Genomic DNA, 16,519 nt, shown 5'->3' on the forward strand with positions numbered 1-16,519 from the left:
CTGCACGGCTCAACAGCCGATTGACGTGCAATCGACGTCCCGGCGAACAAGCAACCCTCCGCCTACGAGGGAAGCGACGGAGGATCTATCATTTGGCCATAAAACTTTCCTTTGGGCGGAGATTCGAGAAATGGCTGTTCAGGGCAGCGGAGACGGACTGCGGTTCGCCGTGCTCGGTCCTGTCCAGGCATGGCGCGACGGCTCCGAGCTCGATCTGGGCACCCCACTGCAACGTTCCATCCTGGCGATGCTCCTGCTCAGGGAGGGTCGGGCGATCACTCCGGCCGAGATGATCGACGCGATCTGGGGAGACGACGCCCCGCCCCGCGCGCTCGGCGCCCTGCGCACCTACGTCTCCCGGCTGCGCACGGTGCTGGAGCCCGGCAGGTCCCCGCGTACCCGTCCCGAGTTGCTCACCTCCGTCGGCAGAGGCTACGCGCTGCGGCTGAACGACAACTCCTTCGACCTGCTCCTCTTCGAACGCGGTGTCCAGGAGGCCGAGGCGGCGCGCCGCGAGGGCGCTCTGGCACGGGCCGCGGAGAGCCTGCGTGCGAGTCTGTCGCTGTACACCGGCGATCCGCTCGCCGGAGCCGTCGGCCCGTACGCCGAGCACCAGCGCGGACGGCTCACCGAGCGCCGGATGAGCGTGCTCGAGGTCCTGATGGACCTCGACCTGGAGCTGGGCAGGCACGCCGACGTCCTGTCGGAGCTGATCGCGCTCACCGCCGACCACCCGCTGCGCGAGCGGCTCCGAGCCCAGCTGATGCTCGCCTACCATCGGTGCGGGCGCAGCGCGGAGGCGCTCGCGGCCTTCGCCGACACCCGCGCCACGCTGATCGAGGAGCTGGGCATCGAGCCCGGCTCCGACCTGACGAGCATGCACCAGCGCATCCTCACCGGTGACCCGGCCCTCACGCCGGCGCGGCCCGTACCCACCGAGTTCACCAAGGTCACCGGGACCGCCGAACCGTCCGCGAAGGAAACCCCCGAGGCGGATCCGGAGCCCGCGAGGGCTACGGCGACGCCCCCGGAGCTGCCGCGACCGGCGCAGCTTCCCGCCGCCGTGAACGACTTCACCGGCCGCCGCCAGATCATCGCGCGGCTCCGCGCGCTGCTGTCGTCCGGTGACGGCTCCGAGGGCGTGCCGGTGGCGGCCATCTCCGGTATCGGCGGCGTGGGCAAGACGGCCCTCGCCGTACACGTCGCCCACGCGATGCACGACCTGTTCCCCGACGGTCAGCTCTACGCCGACCTGCGCGGATACGGCGAGGAGCCGACCGCGCCCGAGTCGGTGCTCGCGGCCTTCCTCCGCGGGCTCGGCCTGCCCGCCGACGCCATCCCCGACGGTCTGGCCGAGCGGTCCGCGCTGTTCCGCTCGCTCCTCGCCGACCGTCGGATGCTCGTGCTGCTCGACAACGCCCGCGACGCCGACCAGGTGAGCGAGTTGCTCCCCGGCTCTGCCGGGTGCGCGGCGATCGTGACCAGCCGGGGCAAGCTCGCCGACCTGGCCTCGGCCAGGCTGATCGACCTGGACGTCATGGAGCCGGAGGAGGCCCTCGCGCTGTTCGGCATCGTCGCCGGCGTGGAGAGGGTGGAGGCCGAGCGCGCCGCCACCATGGACGTGGTCGCCGCCTGCGGCTTCCTGCCGCTCGCGGTGCGGATCGTGGCGGCGCGCCTCGCGGCCAGACCGTCCTGGACGGTCGCCTCCCTGGTGCCCCGGCTCGCCGACGAGCGCCGCCGCCTGGACGAGATGCGCGTGGGCAACCTCGCGGTGGAGTCGACCTTCGCCCTCGGGTACGGCCAGCTCACCCCCGCCCAGGCCCGCGCGTTCCGGCTGCTCTCCCTGCCGGGAGGCCCGGACATCTCGATCGGCGCCGCCGCCGGGTTGCTCGCGCTGGACCCGATGGACACCGAGGACCTCCTTGAGTCCCTGGTGGACGCCAGCCTGCTCGAAGCCCCGGCCCCCGGCCGCTACCGCTTCCACGACCTGCTCAAACTCTTCGCCCGCCGCGTCGCGGAACGAACCGAGAACGCGGCCGAGGAGAGCTGCGCCGCGGGCGAGACGAGGCGGGGCGAGCGGCGCGGAACCGGTGTGAGCGTGACCGTCGGCGGGGAGAGCGAGGCGGCGCTGCGCCGGTTGCTCGACTTCTACCTGGCGTCCGCGCGCTCGGCGCACCGCCTCGCCTACGAGGGCAGCACGATGGCCGACCGGCTGGGAGTCACCGGGACCGGTCACGTCTTCGCCTCCGCCGACGAGGCGGTGGCCTGGCTGTCGGTGGAGGCGGAGTCGCTGTTCGCCTCGATCGCCCAGGTGACCTGCGCGGACGAGGCCGACGAGCTGCTGCCGGGAGCCGACCTGCTGCTCGCGATGGAGCCGCTGCTGGAGTCGGGGAGCCACGCCCGCGAGTTCGAGGGCCGGACGAGGGACATGCTGGCCGTCGCGCGGCGGCTCGGCGCCGTCTCCAGCGAGCTGCGCTGCCGCTACGTGCTCGGGCGGGTGCTGTTCGGCGCGAACCGGCTCGCCGAGGCGGAGGAGGAGTTCCGTACGGCGCTGGAGCTGTCGGCCGGAGGCGATCGCATCGTCACCGGCGAGGCGCTCAACGCGCTCGCCGTCGTGGCCGGGCGCCGGCGCCGCCACACGGAGGCCCTGGCCTGGTTCGACTCGGCGCGCGAGGCGTTCAGAGAGGTCGGGGCGCGGGGCGGGGAGGCGCTGACGCTCAGCTACTCCGCCCGCGACCACCTGTTCCTGAAGCAGCCGAAGGAGGCGATCGCCGCCGCCGAGCAGGGGCTCGCCCTGTTCATCGAGATGGGCTCCAGCGCGGGCACCGCGAGGGCCCGCTACCACCTGGGGATGATCCTGTCGCGGGTCGGCCGGCTGAACGAGGCCGTCCACCACCACGCCGAGTGCCTCGCCTTCTTCAGGGCCAGCAGGCAACGGGTCTGGGAACAGCGGGTCTGCTCCCGGCTCGCCGAGACGTTCATCAACGCGGGCCGTTTCACCGACGCGGCCCGTCACGCGGAGCAGGCGCTCACCGTGAGCCGGGAGATCAGTCACCCGTACGGCGAGGCGCAGGCCCTGGCGGTGTTAGGCACCGCGCTCAACGGGCTCGGCGAGGTCGAGCGTGGCCGGGGCTGCCTCGAACGCGCCTACGACCTGTTCGGCAGGCTCGGAGCGCCCGAGGCCGAGGATCTGCGTCTTCTGCTGGAGCGCGACCAGGTCGACAGCTGATCCCAGGCCGTCGTACAGGTCGTCGTCGAGACGCGTCATCCAGACGTGGTTGATCACCGGCGTTCCCCTCGCAGTCGGACCCCGTGTTTCGGGGCGGGTGTGGAGGTCCGGCCGGCCGTCTGACCCGGGCGACGCGTAGGGGGCCCGGTCATCCGGTGCGTCGCCCGCGGGTCGGCCGCCTCACTGTGACGGTCGGCCGGACGTGGCACGGACCCTTCACCCCCCGGGTCCGTGCCCCACGGTCAGAGCTTCGCCCACGGCGTTTGCCATCCGATTGACAAGCGATAGCGACGATATCCACAGGCTGTGGACAGTCACCCTGTGGATATGTGGAAAAACCCTTCCGCGATCAGCGGGCGGAGAGCCGCGGGAGCCTTTGCCCGCAGGTCATCGTGGTCCTCGCCGGTCAGTTCCGCGATCGCGGCGAGCAGCGGATCCAGTGGATAATCACCGTCGCAGGCCCCCGCGAGCGCGGCTTCCACGGTCCCGACCACAGCCCTGCGACGCAGCCCCCCGCTCTGCCTGAGCACGATCCGCGCCGGGTCCTCCGCACCCGGCGGGCCGATCCTCTCCTCCAGCACCCCCTCGGCCACCACAAGCCTGGAGCCGAGCAGCTCGGCGTCACTCAGCCGATGGGCCGTCGCGATCGCGCCGAGCACCTCGTCCACATGTCCACCGACCGGCAGTTCCACCGGCCCCCCGTACTCCTCCACCCGCACGACCGGATCGAGGCTCCCGGAGTCCTTCAGGGTGATCCAGCCGAAGCCGATCCCGGTGACGTTCGCGGCCTCGAACCAGCCGAGCCAGTCGTCGTAGAGCTCGCGATGACGCGCGGTGCCCTGCTCCGCGGCGTCCCTCAGCCACAGCTCGACGTACTCGGCGGGATCCTGGACGTCGCGTTGCACCACCCAGCCGTCGCAGCCGGTCCCGGTGAGCCAGCCGCCCACCCGGTCACGCCAGTCCTCGCCGTCGACGTGCAACCAGTTCGCCAGCAGGTGGCAGGTGCCGCCGGGCGCGAGGTGACGGGGTGCCCGCCGTACGAGGTCACGGCAGAAGTCGTCGGCGTGAAAGCCGGACTCGCGGTAGGTGAACCGGCCGGCCGGGGAGATCACGAACGGCGGGTTGGAGACGACCAGGTCGAAGCGGTCGTCCTCGACAGGGTCGAACAGGGAGCCGAGCCGGGCGTCGACGCCGGTGATCCCGGACAGCGCCCAGCTGATACGGGCCAACTCCAGTGCGCGTGGATTGACGTCGGTGGCCGTGATCTCCTCCGCCCTGCCGGCCAGGTGGAGGACCTGCACCCCGCAGCCGGTCCCCAGGTCCAGGGCGCGCCCGACGGGACGGCGGGAGGCGAGCTGGGCGAGGTTCGCCGAGGCGCCACCCGCGCCGACGACGTGGTCCGGGCGCAGGGCCGGGTCTCCCGGCCTCACCTTGCGATCGGAGACGACGTAGCCGCCGGCGTCGGCGGCGTCGGCGGCGTCCCAGGGCTGCAGGTGGACCGCCGAGGTGACCCGGCCGTCCTCGACGGCTACCAGGCCCGCGGCGGCCAGTTCCTCCACGGGAAGGGCCGTCGGCACCCGTCTCGCCTCCACGGGGACGCCGAGCCACCACAGCCGGATCAGGGTGGCGAGCGGGTCACCTTCGGCGGTGGCGCGCAGGGCGGGCACCGTCTCCTCGCGGGAGAGCGCGGTGGCGGCGACGTCGCCGAGACGCTCGCGGACGCCGTCGATGGTGTAGCCGGTGTCGAGCAGAAGCCCTCTGAGCCGGCCAAGCAGATCGTTCACGGGGCAATCCTCGCACCGGGCACGTCCGAACGCTCCCGGTGATGAGACTGTTACCCACCGAGGTAAGCGTTCTGCAAGCGGACTTCAAGCGGTAAGCGGTACTTCTTGGTAGCCGCACCACACGCTTCAAAGGATCCTTGATGTTGATCCCCTGCTTCGCCTGCGAGACCCGTTTCAACCCTGATGAATACTTCCGCGCCTGCCACGACTACCACCGTGGCAAGGACCTGGTCGCATGGACCTGCCCGCGGTGCGGCAATCGGGATGAGTTACGGGTCTTTCCCGGAGAGCTGGGGTTCGGCTACGCCCGGCGTGGCGGGTTCGACGTGTCCGACCGGGTGCTGGTGCCCGGCCTGCGGCGCCGACGTCAGGACCTTCGGCTGGACATCTCACTGGACGAGGACGTCTGGCGGGTGTCGACGCGGACGCGTCAACTGGTGGGGGCGCGCTGAAGCCGCTCCGGCCCGGAAAAGCCCCCGTGATCCGGGCCGGAGTATCGGCGTTACGGCCTCAGGGGGTTCGCTGCCTCAGGCTCTGCCAGGCCGCGTCGCAGAGGCCGCTGATCTCGTCGGGGGTGGGCTGGTGCGCACCGGCGAACCACAGGCGGCACATCTCGGTGGCCGGTCCCAGCCAGAGCACGTAGCACATCGTCGGGTGAACGGGCTGGAGCAGGCCGTCCTTCATGTGCGGACGCCACCACTCGGAGACCTTCCTGAAGAACGCCCTGCGCGACTCCGACACCTCGGTGCCGCCCGGCTCGTCGCGCCTGGGCGGCCGCTCGCTGATGAGCAGGTGCGCCCGCTCGCGGTGCTCGCCGCTCCAGGACATGTGCATGGCGACGATGGCCTCGATGCCTCCCCGAGCGCTCTCGTGACGCTGGAGTTCGGCGAGGAACGCCTCCTGGTACATGTGCAGGGTCTCCGCGTACAGGACGCCGAAGACGTGTTCCTTGCTGGCGAAGTGGTGGTAGAAACTGCCGACGCTGACACCGCTCTCCTCACGGAGGCTCGCCAGTGTGGTGGCCGAGACACCGTCCTGGCTGAATCGGCGGAGAGCCCCCTCGACGATCCTGGTGCGGCCGTCGCGTCCGTTCTTGGCGGTCTTCACGGATCCATGGTGAGGCAACAGAACCTTGTTCCGCAAACTGTCCGGGAACCGGCTTGGGCCATGTCGATCATACGCCCGCCCCCGGGGCCGCGTCGTCGTCCCGGCGCCCGGCCACCCGGCCGCGAAGCGACGTTTCCACACCTCCGGCCAGGAGCCCCCGTCCGGTGAATCCCGGTATGGCCCGCACGGGAATCGGCCCGCCGAACCCGTCCGGTGAACCCCGGTACGACCCGCACGAGGACCGGCCAGGGGTGGCGTTCAACGGAGAACCTGTGCGGTCACCTCGACCATGCCGGAGGAGGCGCGCATGGTCGCCTCCGGCCACATCCTACGGACCATGGACAGGACCTCGCGGTTGTCCCCGAGCACGTCCATCCCCACCGTCACGGCGCCCCTCGCCTCCGCGCGGCGCATCAGAGTCCGGATGAGCCGGGAGCCGATCCCCGTCCCCTGCCACTCGTCACTCACCACCACGGCGATCTCGACGTCGACCTCCTCGCCCCGACAGCTCATCGCGTGCCCGACGAGAACGTTCCCCCGTACGGCGAGCAGGGCATCGCGCCGATCGTCCACCGCGAGCAGCGTCCTGACGAAACTCGCGCTCGGGTGACTCATCCCGGCGAAGAACCTCAGTGCCCGCGTGCGCGGCGACAGCCCTCCGAGGAAGCGGCGGATCCCCTCCTCGTCGCCGGGCCGCGCGGGCCGGATCTCCACGGCGGCCTCCGACACCGCCACGACGTTCCCTGAGGCTGCCACGAAGCCCCTGGACACGTCCCCGGATGCGGCCACACCCTCTCCGGCCTCCCGTGTGACGTCCCCGGAGGTGGCGACGACGCCCTCGGGCCCCTGGGGGACGTCCCCGCACACGACCGGGATGCCGGCAGGCGCCGGTACGTCACCCGGCGACACCGGCTGAGTTCGCATCATGAACTCAGATTCTCGCAGCACACCTGAGTATGTCAACTAGACTTAGATGCACGTTGGAGGTGGTGCGATGGCGACTTACGATTCGCACATGAATGCGGCGACTCCCGGCGACCTGCCCCTGCGGGTGGACAACTGCTCCATCGAACGTGCCCTGGGCGTCGTCGGCGAGAAGTGGACGTTCCTGGTGCTGCGTGAGGCGTTCGGCGGCGTTCGGCGCTTCGCCGACATGCAGGCCGCCACGGGAGCGCCCAGGCAGGTGCTCAGCGCCCGGCTGACCCGGCTGGTGGAGGAAGGGCTGCTGCGCAAGGTCCCCTACCGCGAGCCCGGCCAGCGGCAGCGCGACGAATACCGGCTGACCCAGATGGGTCTCGACCTCTATCCGACTTTGATGGCCCTGATGCGGTGGGGCGACCGGTATCTCAGCGACGCCGCGGGACCGCCGCTGCGCATCACCCACCGCGACTGCGGCGCCCTGGTCGAACAGCACTTCCGGTGCGCGGAAGGGCACGAGGTGTCCGGCCCGAGAGAGGTCACTCCGGTGCCCGGTCCCGGAGCGCGCCTTCGCGCTACGGTCCCCGCGTCTCCAGACCCGGGGTCGGAGCCTCCGGAGGCCACGTCCCCCGCGTCGTCTCCAGCCTCCGCAGGCAGTGCCTGAAGCTGAGCACCGAGACCAGCGCCACGCCGCCGAGCAGCACCGCGACCACGGAGGTACGCACGAGGAGATAGGTCTCCAGGGTCTGGCTGAGCAGCAGCCACAGGCTCAGCGCACCGTTCAGCAGTTGCGCGCAGCCCCACAGCACCGACTGCGACACGAAGAAGCGGCGCATCCGAGGATGCTCCATCACCTGGTCGGGCAGCGGCACGAGGTCGGCCACCACCCGCCGGATCAGCGGCCTCCGCAGCGGCGCGGTGAGCAGAAAGCCCATGCTCACGCAGAACACCCCGAGGCAGGGCTGCAGGAAGAACACGATGGGATTGCCCGTCGCCACCGCCAGCGCCACCCTCACGGTGATCGTGCCCGCCGCCAGCAGCAGCGTGCCGGGGGCCTCACCGCCCTTCACCAGCCGCCAGGCGACGCCGCCGTAGACCCAAGCCGCCGCCACCGCCAGCGCGCCGTTCGCGTTGGTGAAGATCAGCGCGACGTAGAAGACGAGAACGGGAAGAATCATGCTCTCGAACACCCTGGGGACGGCGTGCCGCAGCAGGACCCCGATGCGAGGGAGTACGAGCGGAGCCGGGGGGGCGGGCATGAGCACGGTCATCAGGGGCGGGCTCCGGAGGTGGTGGAACATCCCGAGGGAAAAACTCAGACGACCGTATGCGATGCCCGAAGTGTCCGGTGAGCTTTCCTGACATCCGAGGATCAGGCGGTCCCGGGCACTTTACTACGCCCCAAGGCGCGTCCGGCCATCCCCAGAGGCGTACTCGGAGGACGGGGCGGTACCCCCGGTGCCTACCCTTGATGACGTGTACCGGTTCCTGCTGACTCCCCGATGGCTGGCTCTCCACGTGGTGGTGCTGCTGGTCATCCCCGCTTTCGTGCTGCTCGGCCAGTGGCAGTTCGGGCGTTTCGAGGAGAGGTCGACCAGCAGCCACCAGATCACCGGCAACCTCGCCGCCGCCCCCGTCGCCGTGGAAGAGCTCACCTCACCCGGCGGCACCGTCTCTACGCAGGACAAATATCGCACCGTCCTGGCCAAGGGGACGTACGACGCCGGCGCCCAACTCCTGGTCCGGCGCCGCGTCCAGGACAAGGCGGTCGGCTTCTACGTGCTGACCCCGCTGGTCACGGCGAACGGCACCGGTGTGCTGGTGAACCGTGGCTGGGTCAAGGCGGGCAGCACCGCCGACGCCCTCCCCGAGGTCCCCGCGCCCTCCTCGGGTGAGGTGACTGTCACCGGCAGGCTACGTCCCACCGAGACCGAGGAGACCTCCGGCATCCGCGACCGGGCGGGCCTGCCCGCGGGTCAGGTCCTGCTGATCAACACCGAGGCGATCGGACGCGGCCTGCCGTACGGGCTCCTCGGCGGCTACGTCGACCTGATCGAGCAGTCGCCCGCGGCCGCCGTCGCTCCCGCGCCCGTCCCCGCGCCGGACGTCGGCGAGGGGGGCGGCCTCAACCTGGCCTACGGCGTGCAGTGGTGGTTGTTCATCGGGGTCGCGATCGGCGGCTGGGTCCTGCTGATCCGCAGGGAGGCCGCCGACCTCAAGGCGGCCGCGACGGCACCAGGCGGACCCGGGCCGGACGAGCCTGGAGAAGGAGAGCCCGGGCCGAACGCACCCTCCAGGTCCGCAGAGCCTTCAGTGCCCTCGGGGCCCTCGGGGCCCTCGGGAAGGTCCTCCGCGCCCGACGACTCCGAGGAGCCCTCCCCACCCGGTGAGTCCGCCGAGTCCGCCGAGCCCGCTGTGTCCTCCCCGCCCGGCGAGTCCGCCGACCTCCGCGCCTAGTTCCTGACGAGGTTCAGCAGATAGCCGAAGGCCGGCACCAGGACGAGGGAGAGCAGACCGACTCCGATCGCCAGCAGGAAGCCCCAACCACCGCTCAGCCGCTCGCGCTGCGCCGGACGCCGCCCGGCCGCGAACCAGAGCGGGCGGGGTTCGAGCAGCAGGAACAGGAGCGCGCCCGCCTGCCCGATGGTGAAGAGCCAGAGCCAGGCCCACCGGTTGCCCAGCCGGGGCGTCGAGCCGAGCATGATCAGAAACGCGAGTATCCAGCTCCCCATCAGCCACGGGCCGCCGATGGGCCCCGGCATGTCGATGACCCAGCCGGGCACCCATCCCGCCCCGCCGGAGTGGTTCTGCTCGATCACCCTGGCCTGGCTCGACCCCAGGTCCTTCCTCAGCTCCGCCCACGTGTAGGCGGGCGAGCCCTCCGCGGGCGGATCCAGCCTGATCTCGCGCCAGAGCAGCGGGCCCTGGGCCCACAGGACGTAGGAGATCATGCCGCTCCGCCCGTCTCCCGTGTCGTACCCGTCGTACTCGACGAGGGAGACGCGATCGGCCGTGGCCGCGGCGCGGAGCTCGGCCCGCGTCCCCGGCAGGGGCGTGAAGCTCAGCACGGCGATCAGGGCGCCGAAGGCCAGGACGATCAGGAGAACCGAACGGACGGCCACCCCGACGATCCACCAACCGCGACGGACCTCCGGCGTTTCAAGGGTCATACCTTTGTTTCTACTTTACGATCACGCGTTCACCATCGACAGGCCGAAAAGGAGCGCCACCGCGATCACGAACCCGCGTGTCCCGTCGATCCTGGCCGGCGCGGGCAGTGCCTCGTACGGAGCCCGCCACAGAGGTCTCGGCTCCAGCAGGACGTAGAGCAGCGAGCCGCCGGTGAGAAACATCCAGAACCACGCCCAGCGGCTGGCGTAGCGGGGGTTCGGCCGGGCCAGCATGAGCAGCCAGGCCAGGATCTCCGCCGCCACCGCCACCGGGGCGAACGGCTCCCACCACCGTCCGTAGGCGGGCGAGCCCGCCGGCACCCTGAAGCCGTCGGTGCGCACGATCTCCACCGAGGGGTCGGCGACGGCGCGCACCTGGGCCATGAAAGCCTCCTGGCGGCGTTCCAGGGCCTCGGGGACGAGGCGGGTGGTCTGGGGATCCCAGACGTCGTCCGGCTGGTCGAAACGGGCCTGGCTCCAGGAGAGCGGCCCGTGCGACCAGGTCAGCGTGCCGTAGGCGGGCCAGTTGCGGTCGTATACGATCTTCGTCACCTCGCCCGCCCGCAGGTCCGCCAGGAGTTCGACCGCGGGTCGCAGGGGAGGGGCCTGGTTGATGTGGACGATCACCGTGGAGAGCGCGAGCACGAACAGCAGCGCCACCCGCGCGGCGTACGGGATGTCGTCCCGTGCCGGAATCACCACTCGCATCCCCGCCCCCATCGGCCCCCATCAGGCGAGGCCCGCCGCTGCATAGACTAAACGGCGGGTCGGGCTCGCGCGGGCGTACGACTCCCGCCATGCGGCGGGCAGGGACGTGCGGGACTGTCGCCTACGAGCCTTGAATATGGACAAAAAGAGCATCTTTTCTCTCAAGTATCAACTTATGAAAAATCCTGATACCAGGGCGATCCCTGGGTAGGCGCACCCGCAAGGCCCGCCACGGGCGGCACCCTTCCGGCGGGCCCGTCCCGGGGCCGCCCTCCACCCCCCTCGGGTGGTCCCGGGCCGCGACACAGGACACCGCGGAAGGTGGCCGCGCGGGACGACCGGGGAGGCGCCGCGACAACGGTCGCGGCGAGTGCCGCGAAAGGCTGTTACGGAGCGTCACAAAAGGTGTGATGGGGACATCGCAGAAGACGTCGCGAGAGACAGAGATACCAAGCGGAGACCTTGCGGCTTGATGAGTGTTATTCCAGCGGAATACGGTTGACCGTGTGACTACGCCGCTGCTCCCCGACCCCGAGCCCAGGCGGCGGGACTATGTGATCATTTCAGCCGACGACCACCTGATCGAGCCGCCCGACATGTTCGACGACCGGCTGCCGGAGAAATACGCCGATTTGGCACCCAAGGTGGTCGAGACCGACTCCGGTCACCAGGTCTGGCGTTACGGCGGGGCCACCTACCCCTGTGCCGGGCTCGACGTGGGCGCCGGCCTGCCCCGCGAGCAGTGGACGCTCGATCCTGTGCGGTTCGAGCACATGCGTCCCGGCTGCCACGACGTCGAGGCCCGGATCGAGGACATGGACCGTGCCGGTGTCTGGGCCGCGCTGTGCTTCCCCGGCATGCTGGCCGGACAGTCCGGCATGGTCTTCGCCAAGACCCGTGACCAGGAGCTGGGCCTGTCGGTCCTGCGCGCGTGGAACGACTGGCACGTGGAGGTCTGGGCCGGCACCTACCCGGAACGGATCATCGCCCTGCAGTTGCCCTGGCTGACCGACCCCGAGGTGGCCGCCAAGGAGATCCGCGACAACGCCGCGCGCGGTTTCAAGGCGGTGCTCTTCCCCGAGTTCCCCACCCGGCTGCGCCTGCCGTCCATTCACAGCGACCACTGGGACCCGTTCTTCCAGGCGTGCGAGGAGACGGGCACCGTCGTCTGCCTGCACGCCGGTGCCGGCTCCTGGGCTCCGGTTCCCTCCCCGGACACGCCGATCGAGGCGATCACCACCCTGATGCCCGCGAGCGCCATGTTCGCCTGCGCCGACTGGCTCTGGTCGGGCATTCCGCTGCGTTTCCCCGCGTTGCGGATCCTGATCGTGGAGGGCGGCGTGGGCTGGCTGCCGATGCTGGCCGAGCGGGCCGACTACGCGCTCGACCACCCCGTGGCGGGGGAGGCCTCGTGGGAGGGCGGCCTGAAGCCCAGCGAGGTGCTGCGAAGAAACTTCTTCTTCGGCACGCTCAACGACCACGCCCTGTCGGGGGTTCGGCTCGCCGTCGGGCTGGAGCACGTGCTGCTGGAGAGCGGCTACCCACACTCCGACTCCACCTGGCCCGACACCCAGCAGGCCATCGCGACGAACCTGGGCAGTCTGCCACCCGCCGACATCGCCCGGGTGGCCTACGGCAACGCCGCCCGCCTGTTCGGCCACCCGCTGCCCTCACGTGCCTGGCTCAGGATGGAACAGATCTGATCCCCTCGCGCTCCCAGTCGACGTAGCGCCCGCCCTCACCGAGCAGGGAGCCCATCAGCCACAGGAAGACGCCGAAGTCGTCGGCCACCCCGACGAGGACCAGGAAGTCGGGGACGAGGTCGACCGGCGAGATGATGTAGAGAACGCCGAGACCCATCATGGCCAGTTTGCCCTTGGTCATGCCGGGATACCGCCCGTTCATGACCGCGCCGATCATCCTGGGGAGGGCGCGGAGACGGGTGCCGAGACCGGGCGAGCCCGGCTTCGTCACCTCTCTGTATGCCCGCCACGTCTGCGCCGCGCGCGCCACCTTCGCCATGGAATCCTCCTCGGAACCACGTTCGTCTGGCTGCGTACTACCCCGCCGCCTCACGATATAACGTGTGATTTCCCCATCGGGTTCCCGGACACCGGGCAGGACGGTCAGCGCATCGCCGCGTGCAGGAAGGGCCGTTCCTCCTCGATCTGCGCGGCCACCCGGACGAGCAGGTCCTCCCGCCCCGCGGCGGCGACCAGTTGCACCCCCACCGGCAGGCCGTCCGCCGTGCGGTGCAGCGGCAGGGAGATCGCGGGCTGCCCGGTGGCGTTGACGGGCGAGGTGAACGACACCGCGCGGTTGGTGCGGCCCCGCGAGGTGCTGACGTCGTCGGCGGGCAGCCGGCCGAGGTGGAAGGGCGCCACCCCCAGGGAGGGCATGAGCAGCAGGTCGTGCGACTCCCACCAGGCGGCCATCCGCCGCCTGAACCCGTCGATCCAGTCGCGCGAGGTCACGTAGCCGACCGCGTCGAGCTTCCTGCCCGCCGCCCCCAGGATCCGGTTGCGCTCCTCCAGCTCGTCGAACTCGACGGGCCTGCCGCGCCAGCGCCCGATGTCCTCCAGATCGGCGGCCACGTGGGCGGCGACGATCGCGCCGAAGTGCATGGCGAAGCCGTCCTCGGCGAGCGCGGAAGGTCCTCCCGGCTCGACGTCGTGGCCCAGCGCCTCAAGCAACCCGGCGGCCTCGGTGACCGCGGCCACCAGGTCCGGCTCCGGCGGGGCGCCCCCGTCCGGGTGCTCGGCGAGGAAACCGATGCGCAGCCGCCCGGGATCCGCCCCGACCTCCTCGGCGAGCGGGCGCCTCCAGGCGGGCGCGCCGTACGGGTCGCCCGGCATCGTCCCGGTGATCACGTCGAGGGTCGCCGCGCTGTCCCGCACCGTACGGCAGAGCAGGCCCGCGGCCGAGAAACCGGCCCAGGGCTCGCCCGCGGACGGGCCGGAACTCACCCTGCCCCTGCCGGGTTTCAGCCCGACCAGCCCGCACATGCTCGCCGGGATCCGGATCGACCCGCCGCCGTCGCTCGCCGTGGCGACCGCGACCATGCCTGACGCCACCGCCGCGGCGGACCCGCCGCTCGATCCTCCGCTGCTGTAACGAAGGTCGTACGGATTGCGGGTGGGGCCGAACGCCACCGGCTCGGTGGTGATCGCGGTGCCGAACTCGGAGGTGTTGGTCCGTCCCAGGATCGTGAACCCCGCCCGGCGCAGCTTGGTCACCGCGTACCCCTCGCGCTCGGCGAAGATCCCGTCGAGGGTGCGCGATCCCGCGCGGTACGGCTCCCCGGCCATACTCCAGCCCAGGTCCTTCAGCAGCGTCGGCACGCCCGCGAAGGGGGCCTCGGGATCGACCTCACCCACCTCGGCCAGGGCCCGTTCGAACCTGCGGTGGACGACGGCGTTGATCGCGCCGTCGCACGCCTCGATCCGCGCGATCGCCGCCTCGGCGAGCTCCCTTGGGGAGATCTCCCCTTTCCGCACGGCTTGCGCCTGCCCGAGGGCGTCGAGCTTCAACAGGTCGTGCAAGGGTCACTCCTCGACGGGGGCCAGATCTCGTACGGCCTGGTCGATCGGGACCCCGCCCCCTGGGATGGGGGCGAGGATCGGGGTGTCCAGGCCGTTGCGCACATACTCCCGGATCCTGCTCCGGCATGTGGCGGCGTCGCCGTGCACGATGAGATCGTCCACGACCTCGTCGGGGATGGCCTTGAGCGCCGCCTGCCGGTCTCCGGCCGCCCAGGCCTCGTGCATCGGCCGCAGCACCTCGCCGCGCCCCAGCCAGTCGTGGAAGGCGGCGTAGACCGGAACGGTCAAATAGCTCGCGAGCATCCAGCGCCCGAGCTCGCGCGCCTTCTCCGCGTCCTCGCCGACGCACACGAACAGCCGGGCGATCAACTCGGTCTCCGGGCCGACCTCGGCCCTCACCTTCCGCACGTCCTCCGGCGAGAGCCAGTTGGTGATCGCGCCGTCGGCCTCCTCGGCGGCCAGGCGCAGCATGCGGGGGCGGAGCGCGGCGAGCACGATCTTCGGCGGGATCTTGGGGGCGCGCTCCAGCTTGAAGCCCTTGACCTCGAACGTCTCGTACCGCTCGCTGATCTTCTCGCCCGCGAGGGCTCCACGCAGGAAGCGCAGGGTGTCTCTGGTCCTGGCGAACGGCTTGACGAACTCCCCGGCGTTCCAGCGTTCCACGATGGCCGGCGAGGAGGCCCCGATGCCCAGGACGAAGCGTTCGGGGGCGAGGTCGGCGAGTGTGGCGGCGGACATGGCGAGCAGGCCGGGCCCTCGGGTGGAGACCGGGACGATCGCGCTGCCGAGCCGCATCCCCGGGGCCCACTCCGAGGCCATCGCGAGGGGTACGAAGCCGTCGACACCGTTGACCTCGGCGGACCAGGCGTCGGTATAGCCGAGTCCGGGAAGCTCGGCGATCAGGTCCTTGGAAGCGGCGAGCGAACGGTCGTAGAAGGGAATCGTCATACCCCAGCGTGGGCCTGTGGTCATCGTGCCGCCTCCGTGTTCTGCGATCGCGGCCGGGAACCCTCCCTCGAAACGATATTCCGATGGAGAATCCGGCCCGATCCGGGTGCCGTCAATGGCCTCGACCGTACCAACCAGACGGTATGTGACCAAAAGAATGATCCACGTCGACCGGCCACTTAACACCACATCACTTTCCGTATGATGTTAGAAACTTTGGGTGACAAAACATTGGCGGAGGAGCCGGTGCCGGGGCCTGCTCAAGGTGGCGGCCCTCGCGACCTGCATGACGATTCCCGTTCTGACCGGGACGCATCCCAGCTGGGCGAAGGGTGGTGCGGGATCGCCCGTCCCACGAGACGCCCCGCATCTCCGGGTGTCGCACGCGGCCCTGAGCCCGGCCTCCGGCCGACCGCCGCTCCCCAAGCCAGGGCCGTCCTCCCCGCCCCCCCTCCCTTCCGGCCTTCCATCCGGCCCCGACCGTCGGCTGCAGCCGGACACCGGACGCTCGACCGCCCCACACCCCGCGCTGAAGCCCGAACCGGACTATCCGACCGCGCCACCACCGCCGAGGCCCGACCTCAGGGAACCTCCCTGGTGGCACTGGTGGCACTGGTGGGAGCCGAAGTCGGATTACCCGGCGGACATCCCGGCCAAGCCGAAACCCGAGCCGGAGCCGAAACCAGCGCCCGAGCAGGAGCCCGAACCGACACCCGAACCGACACCGGAGCCCACGCCGGAGCGGCCGACCCCCACCCCGTCCTCCTCACCCGTCTCCGAGCCCTCGCCGCCCCCCATGCCGCGGCCCGTCTCCGTCCCCGAGACGGTCGTCACACCGACGCCGAGCCGCACCCCTCGCCCCAGGGCGGCGCCCCCTGTTACGTCTCCCCTCCAGCGGCAACGACTGGTGCTCGATCGCTACGCCGAGCGGCGCAGGGGGACCGACAGGAAGCTGGTCCTCCTGGTGATGTTCACCGGGGTGATCTCGGTCAGCGCGGTCACCGCACTCAACCGCAGGGGTGGCGGGCAGCCCGGCCGGTAGCCGGGCCTACAGGGCGAAACCCACCGATGGAAGATTCACGCGCCCCGCGTGAGGTGGTGCCCGCACCCATG

At 70.9% G+C, this 16,519-nt stretch carries 15 protein-coding genes; 6 read left to right on the top strand and 9 right to left on the bottom strand.

Going from position 1 to position 16,519, the window contains the following annotated elements; genetic code table 11:
• The first annotated feature begins 130 nt into the window (after positions 1–130).
• Positions 131–3,229: a BTAD domain-containing putative transcriptional regulator gene (locus tag ABZ664_RS31095; RefSeq protein WP_362517607.1), complete on the top strand. Its 3,099-nt coding sequence runs from the start codon at positions 131–133 to the stop codon at positions 3,227–3,229.
• A gap of 314 nt (positions 3,230–3,543) precedes the next feature.
• Here ABZ664_RS31095 and ABZ664_RS31100 read toward each other — a convergent pair whose 3' ends face one another.
• The gene (locus ABZ664_RS31100; protein WP_362517610.1) at positions 3,544–5,013 is read right to left on the bottom strand and encodes a class I SAM-dependent methyltransferase; all 1,470 of its coding nucleotides are present in this window, start codon (positions 5,011–5,013) and stop codon (positions 3,544–3,546) included.
• A gap of 140 nt (positions 5,014–5,153) precedes the next feature.
• On the opposite strand from ABZ664_RS31100, the gene ABZ664_RS31105 reads away from it, so the two are divergent.
• On the top strand, positions 5,154–5,465 hold the full coding sequence (locus ABZ664_RS31105; RefSeq protein WP_362517614.1) for a hypothetical protein: 312 nt from the start codon (positions 5,154–5,156) through the stop codon (positions 5,463–5,465).
• A 58-nt stretch (positions 5,466–5,523) separates the two neighbouring features.
• Here the strand turns inward: ABZ664_RS31105 and ABZ664_RS31110 are convergent, their stop codons facing one another.
• Positions 5,524–6,120 carry a TetR/AcrR family transcriptional regulator gene (locus ABZ664_RS31110; RefSeq protein ID WP_362517617.1) on the bottom strand — a complete coding sequence of 199 codons (597 nt, stop codon included), beginning with the start codon at positions 6,118–6,120 and terminating at the stop codon, positions 5,524–5,526.
• Positions 6,121–6,378: 258 nt separating this feature from the next.
• Positions 6,379–7,047: a GNAT family N-acetyltransferase gene (locus tag ABZ664_RS31115; RefSeq protein WP_362517621.1), complete on the bottom strand. Its 669-nt coding sequence runs from the start codon at positions 7,045–7,047 to the stop codon at positions 6,379–6,381.
• Between the two features lie 88 nt (positions 7,048–7,135).
• On the opposite strand from ABZ664_RS31115, the gene ABZ664_RS31120 reads away from it, so the two are divergent.
• On the top strand, positions 7,136–7,702 hold the full coding sequence (locus ABZ664_RS31120; protein WP_362517624.1) for a helix-turn-helix domain-containing protein: 567 nt from the start codon (positions 7,136–7,138) through the stop codon (positions 7,700–7,702).
• Here ABZ664_RS31120 and ABZ664_RS31125 read toward each other — a convergent pair.
• On the bottom strand, positions 7,614–8,309 hold the full coding sequence (locus ABZ664_RS31125; protein ID WP_362517627.1) for a VC0807 family protein: 696 nt from the start codon (positions 8,307–8,309) through the stop codon (positions 7,614–7,616). The two genes, ABZ664_RS31120 and ABZ664_RS31125, sit on opposite strands and share 89 nt — an antisense overlap.
• Positions 8,310–8,514: 205 nt before the next feature.
• Between ABZ664_RS31125 and ABZ664_RS31130 the strand changes: the two genes are divergently transcribed.
• Positions 8,515–9,495: an SURF1 family protein gene (locus tag ABZ664_RS31130; RefSeq protein WP_362517630.1), complete on the top strand. Its 981-nt coding sequence runs from the start codon at positions 8,515–8,517 to the stop codon at positions 9,493–9,495.
• Here ABZ664_RS31130 and ABZ664_RS31135 read toward each other — a convergent pair.
• Both ABZ664_RS31135 and ABZ664_RS31140 read right to left on the bottom strand, forming a co-directional pair.
• Positions 9,492–10,208: a hypothetical protein gene (locus ABZ664_RS31135; protein WP_362517633.1), complete on the bottom strand. Its 717-nt coding sequence runs from the start codon at positions 10,206–10,208 to the stop codon at positions 9,492–9,494. The two genes, ABZ664_RS31130 and ABZ664_RS31135, sit on opposite strands and share 4 nt — an antisense overlap.
• A 21-nt stretch (positions 10,209–10,229) precedes the next feature.
• Positions 10,230–10,916, bottom strand: coding sequence for a hypothetical protein (locus tag ABZ664_RS31140; RefSeq protein WP_362517636.1), 687 nt, complete (start codon positions 10,914–10,916; stop codon positions 10,230–10,232).
• Positions 10,917–11,422: 506 nt separating this feature from the next.
• On the opposite strand from ABZ664_RS31140, the gene ABZ664_RS31145 reads away from it, so the two are divergent.
• Positions 11,423–12,619, top strand: a complete 1,197-nt coding sequence (locus ABZ664_RS31145; protein ID WP_362517639.1) for an amidohydrolase family protein — start codon at positions 11,423–11,425, stop codon at positions 12,617–12,619.
• On the opposite strand, the gene ABZ664_RS31150 is transcribed toward ABZ664_RS31145, so the two are convergent.
• The 3 genes from ABZ664_RS31150 to ABZ664_RS31160 all read right to left on the bottom strand — a co-directional run bounded on the left by ABZ664_RS31150 (position 12,600) and on the right by ABZ664_RS31160 (position 15,430).
• Positions 12,600–12,938 carry a YkvA family protein gene (locus ABZ664_RS31150; protein ID WP_362517642.1) on the bottom strand — a complete coding sequence of 113 codons (339 nt, stop codon included), beginning with the start codon at positions 12,936–12,938 and terminating at the stop codon, positions 12,600–12,602. The genes ABZ664_RS31145 and ABZ664_RS31150 overlap by 20 nt on opposite strands.
• Before the next feature lie 104 nt (positions 12,939–13,042).
• Positions 13,043–14,458 carry an amidase gene (locus ABZ664_RS31155; RefSeq protein WP_362517645.1) on the bottom strand — a complete coding sequence of 472 codons (1,416 nt, stop codon included), beginning with the start codon at positions 14,456–14,458 and terminating at the stop codon, positions 13,043–13,045.
• Between the two features lie 3 nt (positions 14,459–14,461).
• A complete protein-coding gene (locus tag ABZ664_RS31160) occupies positions 14,462–15,430 on the bottom strand; it encodes an LLM class F420-dependent oxidoreductase (protein WP_362517648.1) in 969 nt (322 codons plus the stop codon).
• Positions 15,431–16,202: 772 nt separating this feature from the next.
• Here ABZ664_RS31160 and ABZ664_RS31165 point away from each other — a divergent pair.
• On the top strand, positions 16,203–16,448 hold the full coding sequence (locus ABZ664_RS31165; RefSeq protein ID WP_362517651.1) for a hypothetical protein: 246 nt from the start codon (positions 16,203–16,205) through the stop codon (positions 16,446–16,448).
• The last annotated feature ends 71 nt before the right edge of the window (positions 16,449–16,519 follow it).

It is taken from the genome of Streptosporangium sp. NPDC006930 (assembly GCF_040635605.1).
Classification (GTDB): Bacteria; Actinomycetota; Actinomycetes; order Streptosporangiales; family Streptosporangiaceae; genus Streptosporangium.

Coding starts and splice junctions, on each gene's coding strand:
- ABZ664_RS31105 (WP_362517614.1), top strand. CDS start 5,154: ATGTTGATCCCCTGCTTCGCCTGCGAGACCCGTTTCAACCCTGATGAA.
- ABZ664_RS31150 (WP_362517642.1), bottom strand. CDS start 12,938: ATGGCGAAGGTGGCGCGCGCGGCGCAGACGTGGCGGGCATACAGAGAG.
- ABZ664_RS31125 (WP_362517627.1), bottom strand. CDS start 8,309: ATGACCGTGCTCATGCCCGCCCCCCCGGCTCCGCTCGTACTCCCTCGC.
- ABZ664_RS31115 (WP_362517621.1), bottom strand. CDS start 7,047: ATGATGCGAACTCAGCCGGTGTCGCCGGGTGACGTACCGGCGCCTGCC.
- ABZ664_RS31135 (WP_362517633.1), bottom strand. CDS start 10,208: ATGACCCTTGAAACGCCGGAGGTCCGTCGCGGTTGGTGGATCGTCGGG.
- ABZ664_RS31120 (WP_362517624.1), top strand. CDS start 7,136: ATGAATGCGGCGACTCCCGGCGACCTGCCCCTGCGGGTGGACAACTGC.
- ABZ664_RS31140 (WP_362517636.1), bottom strand. CDS start 10,916: ATGCGAGTGGTGATTCCGGCACGGGACGACATCCCGTACGCCGCGCGG.
- ABZ664_RS31165 (WP_362517651.1), top strand. CDS start 16,203: ATGCCGCGGCCCGTCTCCGTCCCCGAGACGGTCGTCACACCGACGCCG.
- ABZ664_RS31160 (WP_362517648.1), bottom strand. CDS start 15,430: ATGACCACAGGCCCACGCTGGGGTATGACGATTCCCTTCTACGACCGT.
- ABZ664_RS31095 (WP_362517607.1), top strand. CDS start 131: ATGGCTGTTCAGGGCAGCGGAGACGGACTGCGGTTCGCCGTGCTCGGT.